General features: G+C 45.8%; 19 protein-coding genes and 1 riboswitch. Of the genes, 15 read left to right on the forward strand and 4 right to left on the reverse strand.

Translation table 11 applies throughout. The annotated features are described in order from the left end of the window. Positions 1–112 precede the first annotated feature (112 nt). Positions 113–1,438 carry a hemolysin family protein gene (locus KH172YL63_RS05255; protein WP_173108065.1) on the reverse strand — a complete coding sequence of 442 codons (1,326 nt, stop codon included), beginning with the start codon at positions 1,436–1,438 and terminating at the stop codon, positions 113–115. 260 nt (positions 1,439–1,698) lie between these two features. On the opposite strand from KH172YL63_RS05255, the gene KH172YL63_RS05260 reads away from it, so the two are divergent. The 5 genes from KH172YL63_RS05260 (at position 1,699) to KH172YL63_RS05280 (ending at position 5,934) form a co-directional block, all read left to right on the forward strand. Beyond that, positions 1,699–2,028, forward strand: a complete 330-nt coding sequence (locus KH172YL63_RS05260) for a hypothetical protein (RefSeq protein WP_173105115.1) — start codon at positions 1,699–1,701, stop codon at positions 2,026–2,028. A 263-nt stretch (positions 2,029–2,291) separates the two neighbouring features. Beyond that, positions 2,292–2,663, forward strand: coding sequence for an ArsR/SmtB family transcription factor (locus KH172YL63_RS05265; protein ID WP_173105116.1), 372 nt, complete (start codon positions 2,292–2,294; stop codon positions 2,661–2,663). Beyond that, positions 2,653–4,761 (forward strand): heavy metal translocating P-type ATPase, encoded by a 2,109-nt coding sequence (locus KH172YL63_RS05270; RefSeq protein ID WP_173105117.1) that lies wholly within the window; start codon positions 2,653–2,655, stop codon positions 4,759–4,761. The genes KH172YL63_RS05265 and KH172YL63_RS05270 overlap by 11 nt, the downstream gene beginning before the upstream one ends. A gap of 10 nt (positions 4,762–4,771) precedes the next feature. After that, positions 4,772–5,665 (forward strand): cation diffusion facilitator family transporter, encoded by an 894-nt coding sequence (locus tag KH172YL63_RS05275; protein WP_173105118.1) that lies wholly within the window; start codon positions 4,772–4,774, stop codon positions 5,663–5,665. 83 nt (positions 5,666–5,748) lie between these two features. Next, on the forward strand, positions 5,749–5,934 hold the full coding sequence (locus tag KH172YL63_RS05280; RefSeq protein ID WP_173105119.1) for a Fur-regulated basic protein FbpA: 186 nt from the start codon (positions 5,749–5,751) through the stop codon (positions 5,932–5,934). 87 nt (positions 5,935–6,021) lie between these two features. On the opposite strand, the gene KH172YL63_RS05285 is transcribed toward KH172YL63_RS05280, so the two are convergent. Continuing rightward, positions 6,022–6,924, reverse strand: a complete 903-nt coding sequence (locus KH172YL63_RS05285; RefSeq protein ID WP_173105120.1) for an aldo/keto reductase — start codon at positions 6,922–6,924, stop codon at positions 6,022–6,024. 84 nt (positions 6,925–7,008) lie between these two features. Here KH172YL63_RS05285 and KH172YL63_RS05290 point away from each other — a divergent pair, with 84 nt between their 5' ends. From KH172YL63_RS05290 to splB, 8 genes are all read left to right on the forward strand, one after another. Next, positions 7,009–7,899 carry a phosphotransferase enzyme family protein gene (locus KH172YL63_RS05290; protein ID WP_173105121.1) on the forward strand — a complete coding sequence of 297 codons (891 nt, stop codon included), beginning with the start codon at positions 7,009–7,011 and terminating at the stop codon, positions 7,897–7,899. 68 nt (positions 7,900–7,967) lie between these two features. After that, a riboswitch (TPP riboswitch) is annotated at positions 7,968–8,077 on the forward strand. Positions 8,078–8,229: 152 nt separating this feature from the next. Then, positions 8,230–9,216 (forward strand): ABC transporter substrate-binding protein, encoded by a 987-nt coding sequence (locus KH172YL63_RS05295; protein ID WP_173105122.1) that lies wholly within the window; start codon positions 8,230–8,232, stop codon positions 9,214–9,216. Positions 9,217–9,229: 13 nt separating this feature from the next. Continuing rightward, positions 9,230–9,523: an MTH1187 family thiamine-binding protein gene (locus KH172YL63_RS05300; RefSeq protein ID WP_173105123.1), complete on the forward strand. Its 294-nt coding sequence runs from the start codon at positions 9,230–9,232 to the stop codon at positions 9,521–9,523. Continuing rightward, the gene (locus tag KH172YL63_RS05305; protein WP_173105124.1) at positions 9,520–10,281 is read left to right on the forward strand and encodes an ABC transporter permease; all 762 of its coding nucleotides are present in this window, start codon (positions 9,520–9,522) and stop codon (positions 10,279–10,281) included. Before KH172YL63_RS05300 ends, KH172YL63_RS05305 begins: the two co-directional genes overlap by 4 nt. Before the next feature lies 1 nt (position 10,282). Next, complete coding sequence (locus KH172YL63_RS05310; RefSeq protein WP_173105125.1) at positions 10,283–11,020, forward strand: ABC transporter ATP-binding protein; 738 nt, start codon at positions 10,283–10,285, stop codon at positions 11,018–11,020. Then, positions 11,013–11,792, forward strand: coding sequence for a TatD family hydrolase (locus KH172YL63_RS05315; RefSeq protein ID WP_173105126.1), 780 nt, complete (start codon positions 11,013–11,015; stop codon positions 11,790–11,792). The genes KH172YL63_RS05310 and KH172YL63_RS05315 overlap by 8 nt, the downstream gene beginning before the upstream one ends. A 155-nt stretch (positions 11,793–11,947) precedes the next feature. Next, a complete protein-coding gene (locus tag KH172YL63_RS05320) occupies positions 11,948–12,193 on the forward strand; it encodes a transcriptional regulator SplA domain-containing protein (RefSeq protein WP_173105127.1) in 246 nt (81 codons plus the stop codon). A gap of 14 nt (positions 12,194–12,207) precedes the next feature. Then, positions 12,208–13,236 carry a spore photoproduct lyase gene (gene splB, locus KH172YL63_RS05325; RefSeq protein ID WP_173105128.1) on the forward strand — a complete coding sequence of 343 codons (1,029 nt, stop codon included), beginning with the start codon at positions 12,208–12,210 and terminating at the stop codon, positions 13,234–13,236. Positions 13,237–13,278: 42 nt separating this feature from the next. Here the strand turns inward: splB and KH172YL63_RS05330 are convergent, their stop codons facing one another. Further along, positions 13,279–13,707: a low molecular weight phosphatase family protein gene (locus tag KH172YL63_RS05330; protein ID WP_173105129.1), complete on the reverse strand. Its 429-nt coding sequence runs from the start codon at positions 13,705–13,707 to the stop codon at positions 13,279–13,281. Positions 13,708–14,083: 376 nt separating this feature from the next. On the opposite strand from KH172YL63_RS05330, the gene KH172YL63_RS05335 reads away from it, so the two are divergent. After that, positions 14,084–15,328, forward strand: coding sequence for a dicarboxylate/amino acid:cation symporter (locus KH172YL63_RS05335; protein WP_173105130.1), 1,245 nt, complete (start codon positions 14,084–14,086; stop codon positions 15,326–15,328). Between the two features lie 67 nt (positions 15,329–15,395). Here KH172YL63_RS05335 and KH172YL63_RS05340 read toward each other — a convergent pair whose 3' ends face one another. Further along, positions 15,396–16,814 carry a cryptochrome/photolyase family protein gene (locus KH172YL63_RS05340; protein ID WP_173105131.1) on the reverse strand — a complete coding sequence of 473 codons (1,419 nt, stop codon included), beginning with the start codon at positions 16,812–16,814 and terminating at the stop codon, positions 15,396–15,398. A gap of 186 nt (positions 16,815–17,000) precedes the next feature. Here KH172YL63_RS05340 and KH172YL63_RS05345 point away from each other — a divergent pair, with 186 nt between their 5' ends. Beyond that, entirely contained in the window at positions 17,001–17,453 is a 453-nt protein-coding gene (locus KH172YL63_RS05345) for a helix-turn-helix transcriptional regulator (protein ID WP_173105132.1), read from the forward strand. Positions 17,454–17,494: the final 41 nt, after the last annotated feature.

The following is a 17,494-nucleotide window of genomic DNA, read 5'->3' on the forward strand; positions in this document are numbered from 1 at the left end:
GATTATCTTTCCATGAATGATAGGATTTATGCGATATGGAAAAGAACAAATCAAGGAGTATGGGATGAGCGGAGGAGTAACTGGGGGACAGGTCAAAAAAAAGAACGAGCCGTCAGTTTGACTCGTTCTTTTCAATAGTAAGTGATTTCATTTTCGTCACTTCCAGATATTGAATATGGTGACCGTCGATTTTCTTTACTTTGAAGCAATAGCCTTGTTCCTCGATTTTATCATCGGGCTTCACTTCATATTTCTGTGTAAGGAACCAGCCGCCGATTGTATCCACTTCATCTTCTTCGATAGATATACCGAGGAGATCATTGACGTCTTCAATGAGCATGACGGCATCGAAAATATAGTGATCTTCTTTGAGTTTTTGGACTTCAGGGATTTCATCGATATCGAACTCATCCCTGATTTCCCCGACAATTTCTTCGATGATGTCTTCAAGCGTCACAAGCCCCGCGGTTCCGCCGTATTCATCAAGGAGGACGGCCATCGGAGAGCGTTCTTTTTGAAGCTTGAGAAGGAGCGCCTTGATCGGGATTGTCTCGATGACACGGATGACAGGTTTGATGAAGGGCGTAACGTCCTGATGTTTTCCCTGTTCTGTCATGAGTGTTGTCAACAATTCCTTCACATTTACAACCCCGAGTACATTGTCTTTATCACCGTCCACGACCGGATATCGGGTATAACGTTCTTCCCCGATGACGGTCAGCACTTCCTCGATGGAAGAACCTGCTGATAGGGTGACGATATTCGTTCTCGGAACCATGATTTCCTTTGCAATCCGTTCGTCAAATTCAAATATTTTGTTCACATATTTGAATTCCGATGAATTGATCTCGCCGCTTTTGTAGCTGTCTGATAAGATGATTCGAAGCTCTTCTTCAGAATGGGCGATTTCATGCTCAGAAGCAGGCTTTAACCCGAACAATCCTGTAAATACCCGGGCAGCGCTGTTCAGCGTCCAGATGAAGGGATATGCGATGCGGTAAAACCAAATCAACGGACGGGCAAACAATAAGGTGATTGTCTCTGCCTTCTGGATGGCGAATGTCTTCGGGGCAAGCTCACCAACAACAACGTGCAAAAAGGTGATGACCGAGAAAGCAAGTCCGAACGAAATGATGCTCGTGATCGAAGGGCTCAATTCGATCCGTTCGAAAACCGGATGAAGGAGCGTTTCGATTGTCGGTTCACCCAACCAACCAAGTCCGAGGGCGGTGATGGTGATACCCAATTGACAGGCTGAAAGATATTCGTCTAAGTGTGATATGACTTTCTTTGCTGCGATTGCCGTTTGATTCCCTTCTGAAACCAATTGATCGATCCGGGAACTCCTCACCTTGACGATGGCGAATTCTGAAGCCACGAAAAAGGCTGTCAGTGCAATCAAGAGAGCAACGAGAAATAAATTAAATAAAATGTCCAATTGAGTGAAGCGAATAGAATGGGAATGGTCCCCCTTCCTATGCCTCAAACACCTCCTTTATATAATAATGATAAATGCATACGGACACACCGGGAATCATCCTTTTGTTCAGATTACAATCTAGAATCTCAATTGAAAAGTGATCCCCATTCGTTTATTCTTAATGATAATGATTGATATGATTTCATCATAGAGAATATCATCCCGCTTTACAATCATTTCGAATTTCAATTGTAGTCAGTTTGGAAAGGAGAACGATCATGGCAGACGTATTCAACCAAGAGTTTGTTGTATCCCTCATCATTGCCTTTTCGGTTTATATGATGATCAGGGGAATAGCCATTTTCTTCGGAAAAGCAGGAAAAGGCTATCTGGAGACCATTCAGTCTGGAAACGGGCAATCATACCTGCACTTTATTGGGGGTTATTATATATTATCAGGCGTACTCGGCCTGCTTATTCCACGTTTGGACTGGAAAACGGAAGACATTTACTTCGCAATAGCGATTTACGCCGTAACATCCGTCGTATTCTGGGTCACGCTTGATGTGCTGATGAAACGTGAAAGAAAAAAACTGCAGCAGAACTGATGGAGTGACAGGGGTCAACAACAGGCCCCCTGTTTTGTATATCCATCCTTTTCATAAAAAACCGACCGGAATCGATTTCAATATCGATTCCGGTCGGTTTTTTTCGTGGAACTTCACCCAATGAAAATTTGGGCAGGACATCTCCGTGCCAACTGAATAAATTACATAAAAAAGTGTTAACATTCAAAAGAATGTTTGAACATCTTTGCCAATTCTTTTATACTATATTCAAAAGGATGTTTGAATGAAATAGGGGTGGAGACATGAAAGAGACGGAAGTATGTGAAGTGGCCTGTGTGGAAAGTGACAAGGTCAATCGCTTAAAAACAGATCTTTTAACACAAAATACGTCTAAAGTAGCGGAGATTTTCAAGGCATTGTCTGATCAGACGAGAATGAAGATTGCCTATGCACTGACGGTAGAAGAAGAGTTGTGCGTGTGTGATGTGGCGAATATCGTAGGTTCATCAACAGCAACGGCGTCCCATCATTTGCGTTTATTAAAAAAGCTGGGCTTGGCAAAATTCCGGAAAAAAGGCAAGCTGGTGTATTATTCTTTGGATGATCATCACGTGAAACAGTTAATAGAAATCGCTGTGACGCATCAAATGGAGGTAGAGGAACGTGACCGGTAAACCTGCAGAAAAACAAACATATAGAGTGGAAGGATTTACGTGTGCAGGCTGTGCGGCCAAGTTTGAAAAGAACGTCCAGCATCTCCCTGGCGTTATGGATGCCAAGGTGAACTTCGGCGCAGCCAAGATCACCGTTTACGGGGATACGTCAAAGGAAGCGGTTGAAAAAGCAGGGGCCTTTGAAGGGCTTCGCCTGACCGAAGACGGAATGAGAAAGATCCAGGAAGAAAAGGAACCATTTTTAAAAAGATATAAACATGTATTCATTTCCATCATGTTCATTTTGATTGCATATGCGATCCCCTTGACCGAAGCGGCAAATAGCCAGCTGTTAGCAAATCTGTCATTCGGCATTGCCATCGTCATAGGGGGATATCGATTATTTGAAACAGGGTTGAAGAACCTCTTTAAATTAGAGTTCGATATGAGGACCCTGATGACCATTGCGATCATTGGTGCAGCAATCATTGGAGAATGGGGGGAAGGTGCAGTCGTCGTGATCCTCTTTGCAATCAGTGAAGTGCTCGAAGCCTACTCCATGGATAAGGCAAGGGAATCGATCCGGTCGCTCATGGATATCGCACCTCAACAGGCGCTGATCCTCCGAAACGGCACAGAAGTGAAGATTGATGCAGAAGATATCGAGGTCGGGGACATCATGATCGTCAAACCGGGCCAAAAGATCGCCATGGACGGAGACATTATCGAAGGGGCATCCTACATCAACCAGGCTGCGATTACCGGTGAGTCTGTCCCGGTGAGAAAGGGCAAGGGAGATGAAGTGTTTGCAGGGACGCTGAATGAAGAAGGATATGTAAAAGTGCTGGTGACAAAGCGCATTGAAGATACCACTCTTGCCAAAATCATTCATTTAGTAGAGGAAGCACAGGGTGAAAAGGCACCTTCCCAGGCATTCATCGATGTATTCGCGAAATACTATACGCCTGTGATCATGATCATCGCGTTTCTTGTCGCAATCATCCCGCCGCTATTATTTGGCGGGGAGTGGTCGGTGTGGGTATATCAGGGGCTGTCTGTCCTAGTCGTCGGATGTCCATGTGCGCTGGTCATTTCCACCCCGGTGGCCATCGTGACGGCCATCGGAAATGCCGCGAAAAACGGCATCCTGATCAAAGGCGGGGTGTATTTAGAGGAATTGGGGCGTTTGAAGGCGATTGCCTTTGATAAGACGGGGACGCTGACAAAGGGTGAACCTGTCATAACTGATGTGGTGACTGCAGGTGAAATGGAAGAGAGGGAATTGTTGACGAAGATGGCTGCCCTCGAATACCATTCACAGCATCCGCTTGCCCATGCCTTTTTGAAAAAAGCCGATGAAATGGGGCTGAACTATAAGGAATGTGAAGTGTTTGAGTTCCAATCCCATACGGGTAAAGGAATCAGTGGTGTGATTGATGGTGAGAGGTATTTCCTTGGTTCTGATGATTCTTTGAATCCTTCTTCTGTTGATATGAAAAAGCTTCAGGATGAAGGAAAGACTGTCATCGTATTTGGTACAGAAGGCAGACCTCTTGCCATGGTCGCAGTGGCAGATGAAGTAAGGGAAACGAGTGCATCTATTATAGGTGAACTTCACCGGATGGGTGTCGAACAAACCGTCATGTTGACAGGTGACCATGAACATACGGCATCATCGATCGGCAAACAAATCGGAGTCAAAGATATCAAGGCGGGACTCCTACCTGAACAAAAACTTGAATTTGTTAAACGATATATGCAGACGTACGGGAAAGTGGCCATGGTCGGGGACGGAATCAATGATGCCCCAGCCCTTGCCGCGTCTACTGTCGGGATTGCGATGGGGGGAGCCGGTACAGACACAGCCCTGGAAACGGCAGACATCGCACTGATGAATGATGATTTAAAGAAATTACCTTATATTATCGGCTTAAGCAGAAAGACGCTTGCGATTATCAAGCAAAATATCACATTTGCCATCGGCATCAAACTTCTTGCCCTATTACTGGTCATCCCCGGGTGGCTGACGTTGTGGATTGCCATCTTTGCCGATATGGGCGCAACGCTGCTCGTCACTTTAAACGGGCTGAGATTATTGAGAATCAAAGATAGAAAGTGAGGGATACCCAATGGGTCACGATCACAACCATGGACATAACCAGAATAAGAAAGCGTTATTCATCAGCTTTGTATTTATCTTCACCTTTATGATCGTTGAGGTGATCGGGGGCATCGTCACAAACAGCTTAGCCCTTCTTTCAGATGCCGGGCATATGCTCAGCGATGCTGCGGCACTTGGCCTGAGCCTTGCAGCATTTTATATCGGGGAGAAGGCGACTGATAAAGGGAAGACGTATGGTTACAAGCGATTTGAAATTGTAGCCGCATTCCTAAACGGCATCACCTTGCTGCTGGTCTCTCTTTATATCTTTTGGGAGGCGTATCATCGTTTCATCGATACGCCGACGGTTTCTCCAACGATGATGATCATCGCCGTTATCGGTCTGGTCGTGAATATCATCGTGGCATGGATCCTGATGAGGGGTGACACAGAACATAACCTCAATGTCAGGAGTGCCTTCCTCCACGTTCTCGGAGACATGCTCGGTTCTGTCGGTGCCATCATAGCGGGTCTGTTGATCTATTTCTTCAGCTGGAACCTGGCAGATCCGATTGCATCAGTCATTGTAGCCGTCCTCATCATCATTTCCGGATGGAGGGTAACGAAAGATTCCATCCATATCCTGATGGAAGGTTCCCCTGAACACATCGATACTGAAAAGGTGAAGTCAGATTTATCTCAACTCGGGGGCGTACTGGAAGTGCATGATCTCCATGTCTGGTGCATCACTTCGGATTTCACGGCATTGAGCTGTCATGTCGTAGTAGGGGAAGAGGTGGACAGGGACCGCATCCTTGTGGAATTGTCCCACTTCCTGGAAGAAGAGTATGATATCCAACATACAACGATCCAAGTCGAAGGAAAGGGTGTCACAGAAGGTCACCATCACGTTTGTACGTAAACGCTCACCGTATAGAAAAATTTTCAACAATCATGTTTACTCCCTTCAAGAATTGGGGTATACCCTCAACTGGAGGGATTGTCATGTACCATCAGGAAACAACACTTCAACAGAAAAAGACACCTGAATTTAAAAAAGACTTTTATATTCAACAACTATTAAGAATCGGTGTATATAAATCTTTCGGGAAACAACTGTATGAATTATCAATGGACGATTTGCAGGATGTTTACCTGGAATACTATATTGGCGGAGAAATGGCTCAATAGAAAAAAGACGGACCTTTTAAATGAAAAGGCTCGTCTTTTTTTATGGTTCTTACCGCTCTTTAGGGAAACAAGTGAATCTAACATTCATCACGGTACATCATGCCCCATGGATGACTGGAGGATCTCAAACCATTGATCATGGTTCAAGGTGATGTGTTGAGAGTCGATTGCACGCTGGATACGTGCTTTTTTGCCGGATCCGACAATCGGCATGATGTTCGCAGGATGATTCAGGAGCCAGGCATATAACACCTGATCGATTCCCTCGGCACCCGTTTCTTCCTGGACTTTCTTTAATGTCCCTTGAAGGCGCAGCGCTTTCTCGTCTTCCCCTTTAAAGATCGCCCCTCCTGCCAGCGGTGACCAGGCCATCGGTGCGACCCGTTTCTCCTGGCAGTGATCCAAGGTGCCGTCTTCGAAGTTTTCCAGATGATAAGCAGACAATTCAATCTGGTTGGTGATCAGTGGGAAAGGAAGATACGATTGAAGCATGTTCCACTGGTGCTGTTTGAAATTGGACACACCGAAGTGTCGTACCTTTCCTTCTTCTTTCAGCTGCGTGAAGGCCTCTGCCACTTCTTCCCCGTTCATGAACGGATCGGGGCGGTGTATGAGTAAGAGGTCGATATAGTCGGTGTTTAGATTGTGAAGAGAGTGTTCCACCGACCTGATAATATGCTTTTTGCTTGTATTATAATGATGTGTCTTATGTTCAGGACGATTGCCAGAAGGAAGCACGATGCCGCATTTTGTGACAATCTCCATTTTCTCACGTAATGAAGGCTGTAGTGAAAGTGCGTCACCGAAGAGGGCTTCGCACGTATAAGATCCATAAATATCTGCATGGTCGAATGTAGTGATGCCGCTTTCAATATTGTGCTGAATCAAGGAAAGTGTATCTTCCTTCGATTGCTTCCAGTCTGCAAGTCTCCACAAACCATGGATGATCCTTGAAAATGATAAGTCCTCAGACATTTGTACTCGTTGCATTTCTAAACCCCTTTTCAAATGGTATGTAGATATTCTTTCAAGTCATACTAAACGTATATTACTACGTTCTGAAAGGAAAGGAAAATGATAGCGTCCATCCAGGATATTTTACGGAGTTGGGAACTTGGTCCCCAATTGATAGTAGCCTCCCAGGTCGCACCAAAAGTGTGGAGGGTGAAGAGTGGGGGAAAGGTATTTTATTTAAAAAGAAGAGGGAACACACATCCCTGGGGACCTTCGGATGAGCTTGAGCTGGCCGCCTATCTGAACGGGAAGGGGATCGCTGTTGAATCGCCCCTGTTGACCCGGGCCTGCCAGCCGGCACTGAGGGTTGGGGAAAAATCTTACTTGTTATACGAAGCACTCGAAGGGGAACCGTTGAAGGAACCAACACTTTCTTCCCTGACAGCCATAGGGGCACACTTGTCAGCCTTACATGTGCACTTGGACAAGTATCCCGGCCAGAGCATCGTCAGCCGGTGGGAAATTGAAAGACATACCCGTCAATGGGTGGATGAATGTGGCCACCCCCCGATTGGGAAATGGGCAAGGGAAGTGCTTCTGGAATTAAAGGGAAAGATGGGACGATATAGTGAATTACCCTGTCAGCTTGTACACAGTGACCTGAATAAGGGCAATATCTTGATGAAAGGTGGACGGGTTACCGGCCTTATTGATTTTGAACGGGTGAGAAAGGCTCCCCGTATAGCCGACATCGGCTATTTCCTGGCAGGCAGGCTGAAGGAGGGAAATGTGCCGGCTTCATCAGGATCCGTCGCTGCGTTTTTGAAGGGGTATGAGGGGGCCGGTGCTGCTCTGACACCGGAGGAAAGGAGGCTGCTGCCATACGTGATCCTTACTTTTCTCTTGCAGTACACATTATTTTATTATGACAGGGGCTGCTTTTCACTTGGCTCAGTTCTCACAACGATAGTGGAAGATTTTCTCGGTACAGGGGTCATTTCAATAAAATGAATAGGTAATACTTGAATAACCACCTTTTCTATGGCAAAGTAGGGATGAAGATAACGTGTAATTTCATATACTAAGTGTAGGGGAACCGGTAAGGCCGGTTGAGATTGTATCCAGCAGATACTGACCCTTTGAACCTGAACTGGCTGATACCAGCGTAGGAAACAACATTCTCTTAAACGATACATACATTTGTTTAATGATGCGTCCTAAAGCTGCTGCTTGGGGCGCATTTTTGTCGTTCCAGCCCTGCTGCTGGGGTTTCCTTGCCATTGTTCCGCCTTCATTTATTTTAAGGCTACGTTATCATTGAGTATTCAAGGAGGAATCATCATGAAGAAATGGTTAATGATCATCAGTTCCGTGTTTCTGCTGACTGCCTGCGGCGGCGGTGGGGATACTGCGGATGAAAAAAAGGAAGAGTTGAAAAAAGTCTCGGTCGTACTGGACTGGACTCCGAATACAAATCACACGGGGCTGTATGTAGCCAAAGAGAAGGGCTATTTTAAAGACGAGGGCCTTGATGTGGACATTATCTTACCAGGAGAAGCAGGTGCCGATCAGCTTGTCGCTTCCGGTAAGGCTGAATTTGGCGTTGGGTATCAGGAAAGTGTGACACAGGCAAGGGTTCAGGATGTTCCCCTTGTATCCATCGCTGCCGTCATCCAGCACAATACATCAGGATTTGCTTCGCCAAAGGATAAGGGGATTGCAAAGCCTGAAGATTTCGAAGGGAAAAGCTATGGAGGATGGGGTTCCCCTGTTGAAAAAGCCGTGATGACTTCCATCATGAAGCAGGAAGGTGCAGATGTAGAAAAAGTGAATTTCATCAATATGGGAGACACCGATTTCTTTACAGCCGTCAAACGTGATGTGGATTTTGCCTGGATTTATTATGGATGGACAGGGATTGAAGCAGAGCTTCGCGGTGAAGAATTGAACATGCTGTATGTGAAGGACTACTCGGACAAGCTGGATTACTACACGCCAGTACTGACAACGAATGAAAAAATGATCGACTCGGACCCGGAAACAGTAAAGGCGTTTTTGGCCGCAACATCAAAAGGATATCAATTCTCCATCGATCATCCGAAAGAGGCAGGGGAGATCCTGCTTTCCTCAGCGCCAGATTTAGATGAAGAATTAGTCTTGAAAAGCCAGGAATGGTTAGCCCCGAAATACAAAGATGATGCAAAAAGATGGGGAGAACAGAAGCTTGAAGTGTGGGAAGGCTATGCTGACTGGATGTATGAAAATGATCTGTTAGATAAGAAGCTTGACAGCAAGCAGGCATTCACAAACGAATTTTTACCAAAATAAGAGGTGAACGGTAATGGGGAACTCACTCGTAAGTATACAAATCATCCCGAAGACAAAAAACGGGGAAGATGTCATCCCGTATGTAGATGAGGCGATTGCCATCATTGAAAAGTCAGGTGTCCGTTATGAAGTCCATCCGTTGGAAACGACGATGGAAGGCGATCTCAGTGAATTATTCAAAGTGATCGAAGAAATGAATGAACGGATGGTCGAGCTTGGGAGCAAAAATGTCATTTCTCAAATCAAGGTGCTTTATCAGCCGGACGGCATTGAAATGAATCAATTGACGGAGAAGTACAGAGGATGAGGCAGTGGATTTCAAAAGGATGGAGACCCTTCTTGGTCCTCATCCTTTTATTCATCATCTGGGAAGTCAGTATAGGGATATTCAAGGTGCCAACGTGGTTGATGCCAGCACCATCAGATATTTGGAGTGAGGGGATTTCCTCTTGGGGGGAATTTACCGGTCACCTTACCTCCACCACGCTTCTGACGGTCGTTGGATTTGTGATCGGATGTTCATTCGGAATCGGAGCGGCAGTAGCCCTCCATCTCCTTCCGAAAGTAAGGGAGGCCCTCTATCCACTGATGATCCTTTCTCAAAATATACCGATCATTGTCCTTGCGCCACTCCTGGTCATTTGGTTCGGATTTGGTTTGCTGCCAAAAATCATCGTCATCACCCTGATCTGTTTCTTTCCGGTAGCAGTATCGGCATTGGATGGGTTCAGACAGACAAATGCTGAATACATCCTCTATATGAAGATGTCAGGGGCGACGAAGGGGCAAATCTTCAGGAAAGTGGAATGGCCCCATGCCCTCCCGTCCATTTTCTCAGGCTTGAAAATCTCGGCTACCTACAGTGTGATGGGGGCTGTCATTTCTGAATGGCTTGGTGCCCAAAAAGGGATCGGGGTATATATGACCCTGGCATCTTCTTCTTTCAGGACCGACCGGGTGTTTGTCGCTATCTTCATGATCATGGTTCTCAGTCTTGTATTCTTTTCGATCATCGTCTGGCTGGAAAGAGTCTTGATCAAGTGGAACCGAAAGGAGGAAGAGTAATTTGACCACACTATCGATTCAGCATATGTCTAAATCCTTTGACGGTGAGCGGATATTGGAAGACCTTTCAATCACTGTGAAGGAAGGGGAGTTTGTGTCGATCCTCGGTCCTTCAGGAAGCGGTAAAAGTACGTTATTTCACGTGATCGGCGGGTTATTCACTCCGGATGAAGGGGACATCGTACTTGACGGCGCGTCGATCAATGGAAAGCGGGGGGCAATCAGCTATATGCCCCAAAGTCCGTCCCTCCTTCCATGGAGAACGGTGCTTGAAAACGTGATGCTCGGTCAGGAGCTTCACGGGAAAAGGGACCGTGAAAAGGCGATTGGCATGATTGAAAGGGCCGGGCTGACTGGATATGAGGATGCTTATCCGGCCGACCTGTCAGGTGGGATGAAGCAGCGGGTTGCATTTATCCGTGCCCTCGTCAGTCCACAGCCTTTCCTATGCCTCGATGAACCCTTCTCTGCACTCGACGAGTTCACGCGCCTCGATATGCAGAAGTGGCTTCTATCCTTGTGGGAGGAAGATAAAAGCTCAGTCCTGTTTGTTACCCATAATATCGACGAGGCATTATTCCTGTCCGACCGGATCATCGTTTTATCGACCAGGCCGGCAAGGGTTCAGAAGGCATTCAAGGTGCCATTCCCCCGCCCTCGCAGCGAAGACATCCTTCTCACGGAAGAATTTTTGAGATGGAAGGCAGATATATTCCGGGAGCTGTCCCATTATGTGTAATCACTCCCTTATCGATGCCCATATCCATCTGGATTTTTATGACGAAATCGAACGGATGAAAATCCTTCAGGAACTCGATCTTTATTCGGTAGAAGCGCTGATTTCAGTTTCTTTTCATCTCGATTCCTCAAAACGGAATCTGGCATTTGCGAAACGTGACAACCGGGTCAAGCCGGCAGCCGGTTTTCATCCGGAGCAAGAGCTGCCATCTGAGAAAGATGCAGACGAACTTCTCCGTTTCATTGAATGTCACCACCAGGAGCTGGTTGCGATCGGGGAAGTGGGATTACCCTATTATAAAATGAAAGAAAATCCATCGTTGCCCCTCACGCCGTATATTGAGCTGTTAGAGCGCTTGATCATCACCGGGAAAAAGCTTGATAAGCCGATCATCCTCCACGGGATCTATGATCATGCACCAATCATATGTGATCTCTTGGAGAAGCATCATGTCCGTGATGCCCATTTTCACTGGTTCAAAGGGGACTCAGACACAGTGGCAAGAATGATTGAAAATGGTTATTTCATATCAGTCACCCCGGATATTCTCTATGAACCGGAAATTCAGGACCTTGTCAAAATCTATCCAATCACAGGGCTGATGGTGGAAACGGACGGTCCATGGAGGTTTGGCGATGTTTTTCTCGAAAGGATGACACATCCAGGCATGATGCACCGGACCATCGAGAAGATAGCCGAATTGAAGGGTATGAAAGAAGCAGAGGTGTATGGACAGTTAATCAAGAATACGAGAAAATTTTACAGAATTTAGGGTTAGTGTAGATCCGAACGGTGATGGTTCCTTTAGTGGAATGATAATCGTTCGGATTTTTTGACGCCGTTCAAGTATAAACATCTTTTTCCATCATATTTCTGTCACCATTGACAGAAAATGATAATAATCAACCGAAGGAAAAGGTGAAAATCATGGAACTGAACAGTCAAAGTATGTCTTATCAGGCCGGCGATGTTGTATATGTCATTTATCGCAATCCCCACACGCAGAGTGTGGCAAATGTACAGGAGGCAGCCGTTGTGCATGATCCCGGCAATCCTCATGAATTGGCATTATTTTTTTATGAGACGTATTACCCGTTAACAGATGAGATCGCCGTCTATCCAACCGAGACTGAGGCAGAAGAAGCATATAGCCAATCTTTTGGAGACCTTTAGGAGGGGATGAAGGAATGGTAAAACCGTTTGTACCTCAACTGGTCTATTTCGAACCGAATGCATTGGATTATCCGTTGGGAAAACAGCTGAAAGAGAAATTTGAGAACATGGATGTGGAAATCAGATATACAACCTCACACAACCAGGTCCGGAATCTGCCAGGGGATAATCATTTCCAGAAATACCGGATCGCCAAATCCACATTGGTCGTAGGAGTCAGGAAGACGCTCAAATTCGATACGTCCAAACCGTCGGCGGAATATGCGATTCCATTTGCGACCGGCTGCATGGGACACTGTCATTATTGCTACCTGCAAACGACGATGGGGAGCAAACCGTATATACGGACCTATGTCAATGTCGATGAAATCTTTGAATCGGCCGATCGATACATCGCAGAGCGTGCACCTGAATTTACACGCTTTGAGGCAGCCTGTACTTCTGATATAGTAGGAGTGGACCATCTTACTCATTCACTCAAGCGGGCAATCGAGCATTTTGGTGAATCAGAATACGGAAAGCTCCGTTTCGTCACGAAATTCCATCATGTCGATCACCTTCTCGATGCGAAGCATAACGGGAAAACACGATTCCGGTTCAGTATCAATGCCGATTATGTAATCAAGAATTTCGAACCGGGCACCTCACCGCTGGATAAACGGCTGGAGGCTGCAGGGAAAGTGGCGAAAGCCGGATATCCCCTCGGTTTCATCGTGGCCCCTATTTATCTTCATGAAGGTTGGAAGGAAGGATATCAACAGATGTTCGAGCATCTGGAAGCCCACTTGCCTCAGGAAGCGAAAAAGGATCTCACTTTTGAATTCATCCAGCATCGTTTCACAAAGCCTGCCAAAAGGGTGATCGAGAAGAACTATCCCATGACCAAGCTTGAATTGAATGAAGAAGAGCGAAGGTATAAATGGGGGAAATACGGAATCGGAAAATATATTTACCAGAAGGATGAAGAACAGGAAATCAAGGATCATCTTTATGCCCATATGGAGAAACTGTTTCCTCAAGCGAAACTTGAGTATTTCACATAAAAAAAAGGACTGGTTACAAGTGCTTAACTGTAATCAGTCCTCTCAATGTATTTGTGGAAGAAGGCTTTCTAAATCCTTCACTTTCATGGCGATTTCCTCGCAAACTTCCTGATAATGCGCCCATTCCTCTATGAGGGAAGTGGATCGTTTTTGTGGATTTGGCAAGTCCCAGTAGATGACTTTATCTTTCAGTTCAGCGGGTATCTCAAACTCATCATCAAACTCTCTATCTTGAATCGCTACAATAACCGAAGCGTCACCGAGATCCTTCATTTCAATGCGTGAGAGTGGGAATGCACTGATGTCGATACATAATTCCTTCATTGCCAAAACGCTGAATTCAGCACGACACTCAGCAGCCCATCCGGCGCTTTTGAAAGACCAATCGGTCACATCCAGCTTTTCGGCCCATCCTTCGGCCATCAAGCTGCGCTGCTGACAACTGGAAAGAAAATAGACAGTTTTATTCATAATCATATGTTCCTTTCTATTATCATGCTGTTATTACTATTTACCCAATCCCGGATACTTTAATCCATGAATCGCCAAAAGAAAAAATTGGTATTCATCCTATAGTATAATATAATCATTGTTTTTCCGGAAATTATGTTGTTTGGCGCCCTGGGGATAGTAAATATGATTTAATTCGTCACGATATTCTTCAATAATTAAAAAAATCAGTATAATAGGAAAAGGACAAACAAACTTTACCCGGTTAAAACATCTATGCAGCCAGGTTCATGAAAAAGAGGGGAATGTGAGGGAACAATCCATATGGATGGTTTCAAAAACATGAAAGAAGGGTAAATATATTTCATTATTTGGAAAAATATAGGGAGGTACATCAATGAAATTTAACTTAACAACAAAGATTATCACAGCCCTGATTTTAGGGGCGATAGTGGGGTTGATCCTAAATATATTCGCAAAAGATCTATTCGATATTCTGGATCCATTCCTTTTCACCCCACTGGGAAAGATTTTCCTTAATTTAATCAGCATGCTTGTCGTGCCGATCGTCTTCCTTTCCATCGTCCTTGGGTCGGCTGGACTGGGGGACCCAAAGAAGCTCGGACGAATCGGGCTGAAAACAATTATTTTCTTCCTGCTGACAACTTGTATCGCAATCGTCATTGGTTTATCGCTTGCTTACATCATTGACCCAGGGTTGGTTGAGGGGATAGACAAAACCCAATCAGAAGGGTTTGATTCAAAAGAAGCGCCTCCTGTTGGTGAGACACTCATGAACATCATCCCAAAAAACCCACTTACAGCGATGACGGAAGGGAATATGCTGCAAATCATCGCATTTGCGATTTTCATCGGATTCGGCCTGACTGCCTTGGGTGAAAAGACAAAAGGGATCCTTAAACTGGTAGAGCAGGGGAACGAACTGATGATGTATCTCGTTACACTTGTCATGAAATTTGCCCCATACGGAACGTTCGGCCTGATCGCTTCTGCCATCGGTAGCCAAGGATCGGGTGCGTTAAAAGCGATGTGGTTATACTTCGTTGTCGTTCTTGCTGCATTACTCGTTCACGCGATCATTACATATGGCGGAACGATCCTGCTGCTGGCGAAGAAAAATCCACTGTGGTTCTTTAAGAATTTCAGCCCGGCCATGAGCGTGGGTTTCAGTACGTCAAGCAGTAACGCAACACTCCCGATCTCAATGGAGGTTGCACAGCAGCGCTTAGGGGTGTCGAAATCAGTAAGCTCATTCGTCCAACCGCTTGGTGCTACGATCAATATGGATGGGACCGCAATCATGCAGGGGGTTGCCACAGTGTTCATCGCCCAGGTATACAACGTAGACCTTACGTTGGAACAGCTCATCACCGTTGTACTGACGGCCGTATTGGCAAGCATTGGTACGGCAGGGGTGCCGGGTGTAGGACTGATTCTTCTTGCCATGGTACTAAGTAGCGTCAACCTGCCGGTGGAAGGAATCGGACTGATCCTTGGAATTGACCGTCTGCTGGACATGGCCCGTACGTCCATCAACATTTCCGGAGATGCGGCCTGTGCATTATTTGTATCTGAATCTGAGAAGAAACGGACGATCAAGATACAGAGGGGCGAATCATAACTTTCAGTCAAAAATGATAAAGAAGTGGGCATCATCGAGATGCCCACTTCTTTTTTTATATGCAGTATTATTTGGAATGCTGTTTGATGTCATTGAATCTCTCCAGTGCCCTTTCTCTTGCAGCCTTATGGTCTACAATTGGATAAGGGTAGTCTTCCCCAAGGGTTATATTTGCTTTTGTAAGGACATCCTTTGGTGCACTGGATGGATTGTGAATATATTTATCTGGAAGCCCGGTCAATTCCGGCACCCACATCCGTATATACGAACCATCTTCATCGAATTTCCCGCTTTGTAAAGTCGGGTTGAAAATCCGGAAATAAGGGGACGAATCGAAGCCTGAACCGGCAACCCACTGCCAACCCATTGAATTATTGGCAAGATCAGCATCAATCAATGTCTGAAGGAACCATTCAGCTCCCCGCTGCCATGGCAGGAGTAAATGCTTCGTCAAAAATGATGCAGCGATCATCCTTACCCGGTTGTGCATGAATCCGGTAGCCCACAGTTCCCTCATCCCGGCGTCTACAATGGGATAGCCCGTTTTTCCCTCTGTCCACCTTTTCCATTGCCCTGCATCTTTATCCCATTGGAAATGATTGAACTTTTCATGGAGGGGGCGGGAAGGGGACTGGGGAAAATGACTGAGTACCGAATAAGAAAATTCTCTCCAGATCAGCTGCTTTATGAACGGCTCCACCGGTTTGTGTTCCAGTTTCAAAAGGGTATGGAACATCCCCCGGACCGAGATGACACCCAGTGCGAGGTAAGGAGAAAGGGTGGAATGGTGGCCTTCGCTTGGATAATCCCTGCCCTCGGCATAGTGTTGCAAACTCTTCTTGATAAATGCATGAAACCTTTTGACTGCAGCTTCTTCCCCAGGGTCCCATATACTTTCCATCACATCATACCAAGGGATGGAAGGGACGAGTCCCAAATCCTTCAGGGAAAGTCCTTCCTCTTCAATGTCTGCGATTTTTACATGCTTTAAAGATGGAACAGGTCGAGGTATGTCTTCCTTCCTTAAAGCTTTATAAAACGCCGAATACACTTTATAAGGGGTATCGTCGTCTTTTTTGATCGTCCAAGGCGGAAGCAGAAGTGCTCCCTCAAAGGTTTGAACATCAATTCCCTGAGAAGATAGTGAGTGGGCAAGTGCCCGGTCCTTATCATAGACAGCAGGATCATAAACCCGGTTCCAGTAAACGGCAGAGGCATTTGTCCTCTTCACCCACCGGGGCAGCACCTCATCGACTTTTCCTTTATCGATCCATAACTTCCCGCCAATGGACTGGAGTGATGATTGAAAGGATGCCAAGTTCTGATGAAGCCACCATTTTTTCGCTTCCCCGATCGGGAATTGTGAAGTTTCGTCATCCAATATATACAGGGGGATGACGGTGCCATCCTGGGAGGCCTGATAAAGGGCCGGATGATCATGGAGTCTGAGGTCCTCCCTGATCACCACGATGATACGTCGATCCATAGCGTTTGCTCCTTTCATAAGTTGATCAACAGCGATGTTTTTCTTAAATTATAGCCAAAGGCACCACACGGCACAAAAATGGATGGGTTTTGATTTGGATGATTGAAGGGAAGAAAAGATCCCAGTATTGAAATGAATGGAAGGATTGGTGTAATATTACACTATAAGAACAGAAGGTGTGAAACGATGACAAAAGAAGAAATTATCTTAATCATTTCGGAGAAGTTAAGGCTGATCCGGACAGAAGCAGGATACACCCAGGATAAAATGGCAAGCGTCATAGGAATATCAAAAAAAACCCTCGTTCAGATAGAAAAAGGGAGAGTAATGGCCGGCTGGACGGCTGCGATTGCCATCTGTGCCCTGTTCAAAGATAGTGAAACCCTGACAACAAGCCTTGGAGGGGAACCTTTGGAAGTGATTGAAATCATCGCAAGGGAAGGCATTGACTACCGGAAAGAAAAGACGCTTGGAGGAAAAATCTGGTGGAAAGACCTGAAGCGTCACCACGAATACATCCTTCAACAAAACATGTTCAGTCAGCACTTCCGGATACTTGACGCGGAAAACTACCGGATCTACAGCACATTTGATGAAACCAGTGCCTACACGAGATTTGATGAATTGATTGGCGGATAAACAAGAGCAAAAGTGAGGGACGGACCTGGGTCCGTCCCTCA

It is taken from the genome of Bacillus sp. KH172YL63 (assembly GCF_011398925.1).
Classification (GTDB): Bacteria; Bacillota; Bacilli; order Bacillales; family Bacillaceae_B; genus Rossellomorea.

Bases quoted from the DNA above. Each gene is read 5' to 3' on its own strand.
- KH172YL63_RS05260 (WP_173105115.1), top strand. From the start codon at position 1,699: ATGGCAGACGTATTCAACCAAGAGTTTGTTGTATCCCTCATCATTGCC.
- KH172YL63_RS05265 (WP_173105116.1), top strand. From the start codon at position 2,292: ATGAAAGAGACGGAAGTATGTGAAGTGGCCTGTGTGGAAAGTGACAAG.
- KH172YL63_RS05275 (WP_173105118.1), top strand. From the start codon at position 4,772: ATGGGTCACGATCACAACCATGGACATAACCAGAATAAGAAAGCGTTA.
- KH172YL63_RS05280 (WP_173105119.1), top strand. From the start codon at position 5,749: ATGTACCATCAGGAAACAACACTTCAACAGAAAAAGACACCTGAATTT.
- KH172YL63_RS05285 (WP_173105120.1), bottom strand. From the start codon at position 6,924: ATGCAACGAGTACAAATGTCTGAGGACTTATCATTTTCAAGGATCATC.
- KH172YL63_RS05290 (WP_173105121.1), top strand. From the start codon at position 7,009: ATGATAGCGTCCATCCAGGATATTTTACGGAGTTGGGAACTTGGTCCC.
- KH172YL63_RS05295 (WP_173105122.1), top strand. From the start codon at position 8,230: ATGAAGAAATGGTTAATGATCATCAGTTCCGTGTTTCTGCTGACTGCC.
- KH172YL63_RS05300 (WP_173105123.1), top strand. From the start codon at position 9,230: ATGGGGAACTCACTCGTAAGTATACAAATCATCCCGAAGACAAAAAAC.
- KH172YL63_RS05305 (WP_173105124.1), top strand. From the start codon at position 9,520: ATGAGGCAGTGGATTTCAAAAGGATGGAGACCCTTCTTGGTCCTCATC.
- KH172YL63_RS05315 (WP_173105126.1), top strand. From the start codon at position 11,013: ATGTGTAATCACTCCCTTATCGATGCCCATATCCATCTGGATTTTTAT.
- KH172YL63_RS05320 (WP_173105127.1), top strand. From the start codon at position 11,948: ATGGAACTGAACAGTCAAAGTATGTCTTATCAGGCCGGCGATGTTGTA.
- splB (WP_173105128.1), top strand. From the start codon at position 12,208: ATGGTAAAACCGTTTGTACCTCAACTGGTCTATTTCGAACCGAATGCA.
- KH172YL63_RS05330 (WP_173105129.1), bottom strand. From the start codon at position 13,707: ATGAATAAAACTGTCTATTTTCTTTCCAGTTGTCAGCAGCGCAGCTTG.
- KH172YL63_RS05335 (WP_173105130.1), top strand. From the start codon at position 14,084: ATGAAATTTAACTTAACAACAAAGATTATCACAGCCCTGATTTTAGGG.
- KH172YL63_RS05340 (WP_173105131.1), bottom strand. From the start codon at position 16,814: ATGGATCGACGTATCATCGTGGTGATCAGGGAGGACCTCAGACTCCAT.
- KH172YL63_RS05345 (WP_173105132.1), top strand. From the start codon at position 17,001: ATGACAAAAGAAGAAATTATCTTAATCATTTCGGAGAAGTTAAGGCTG.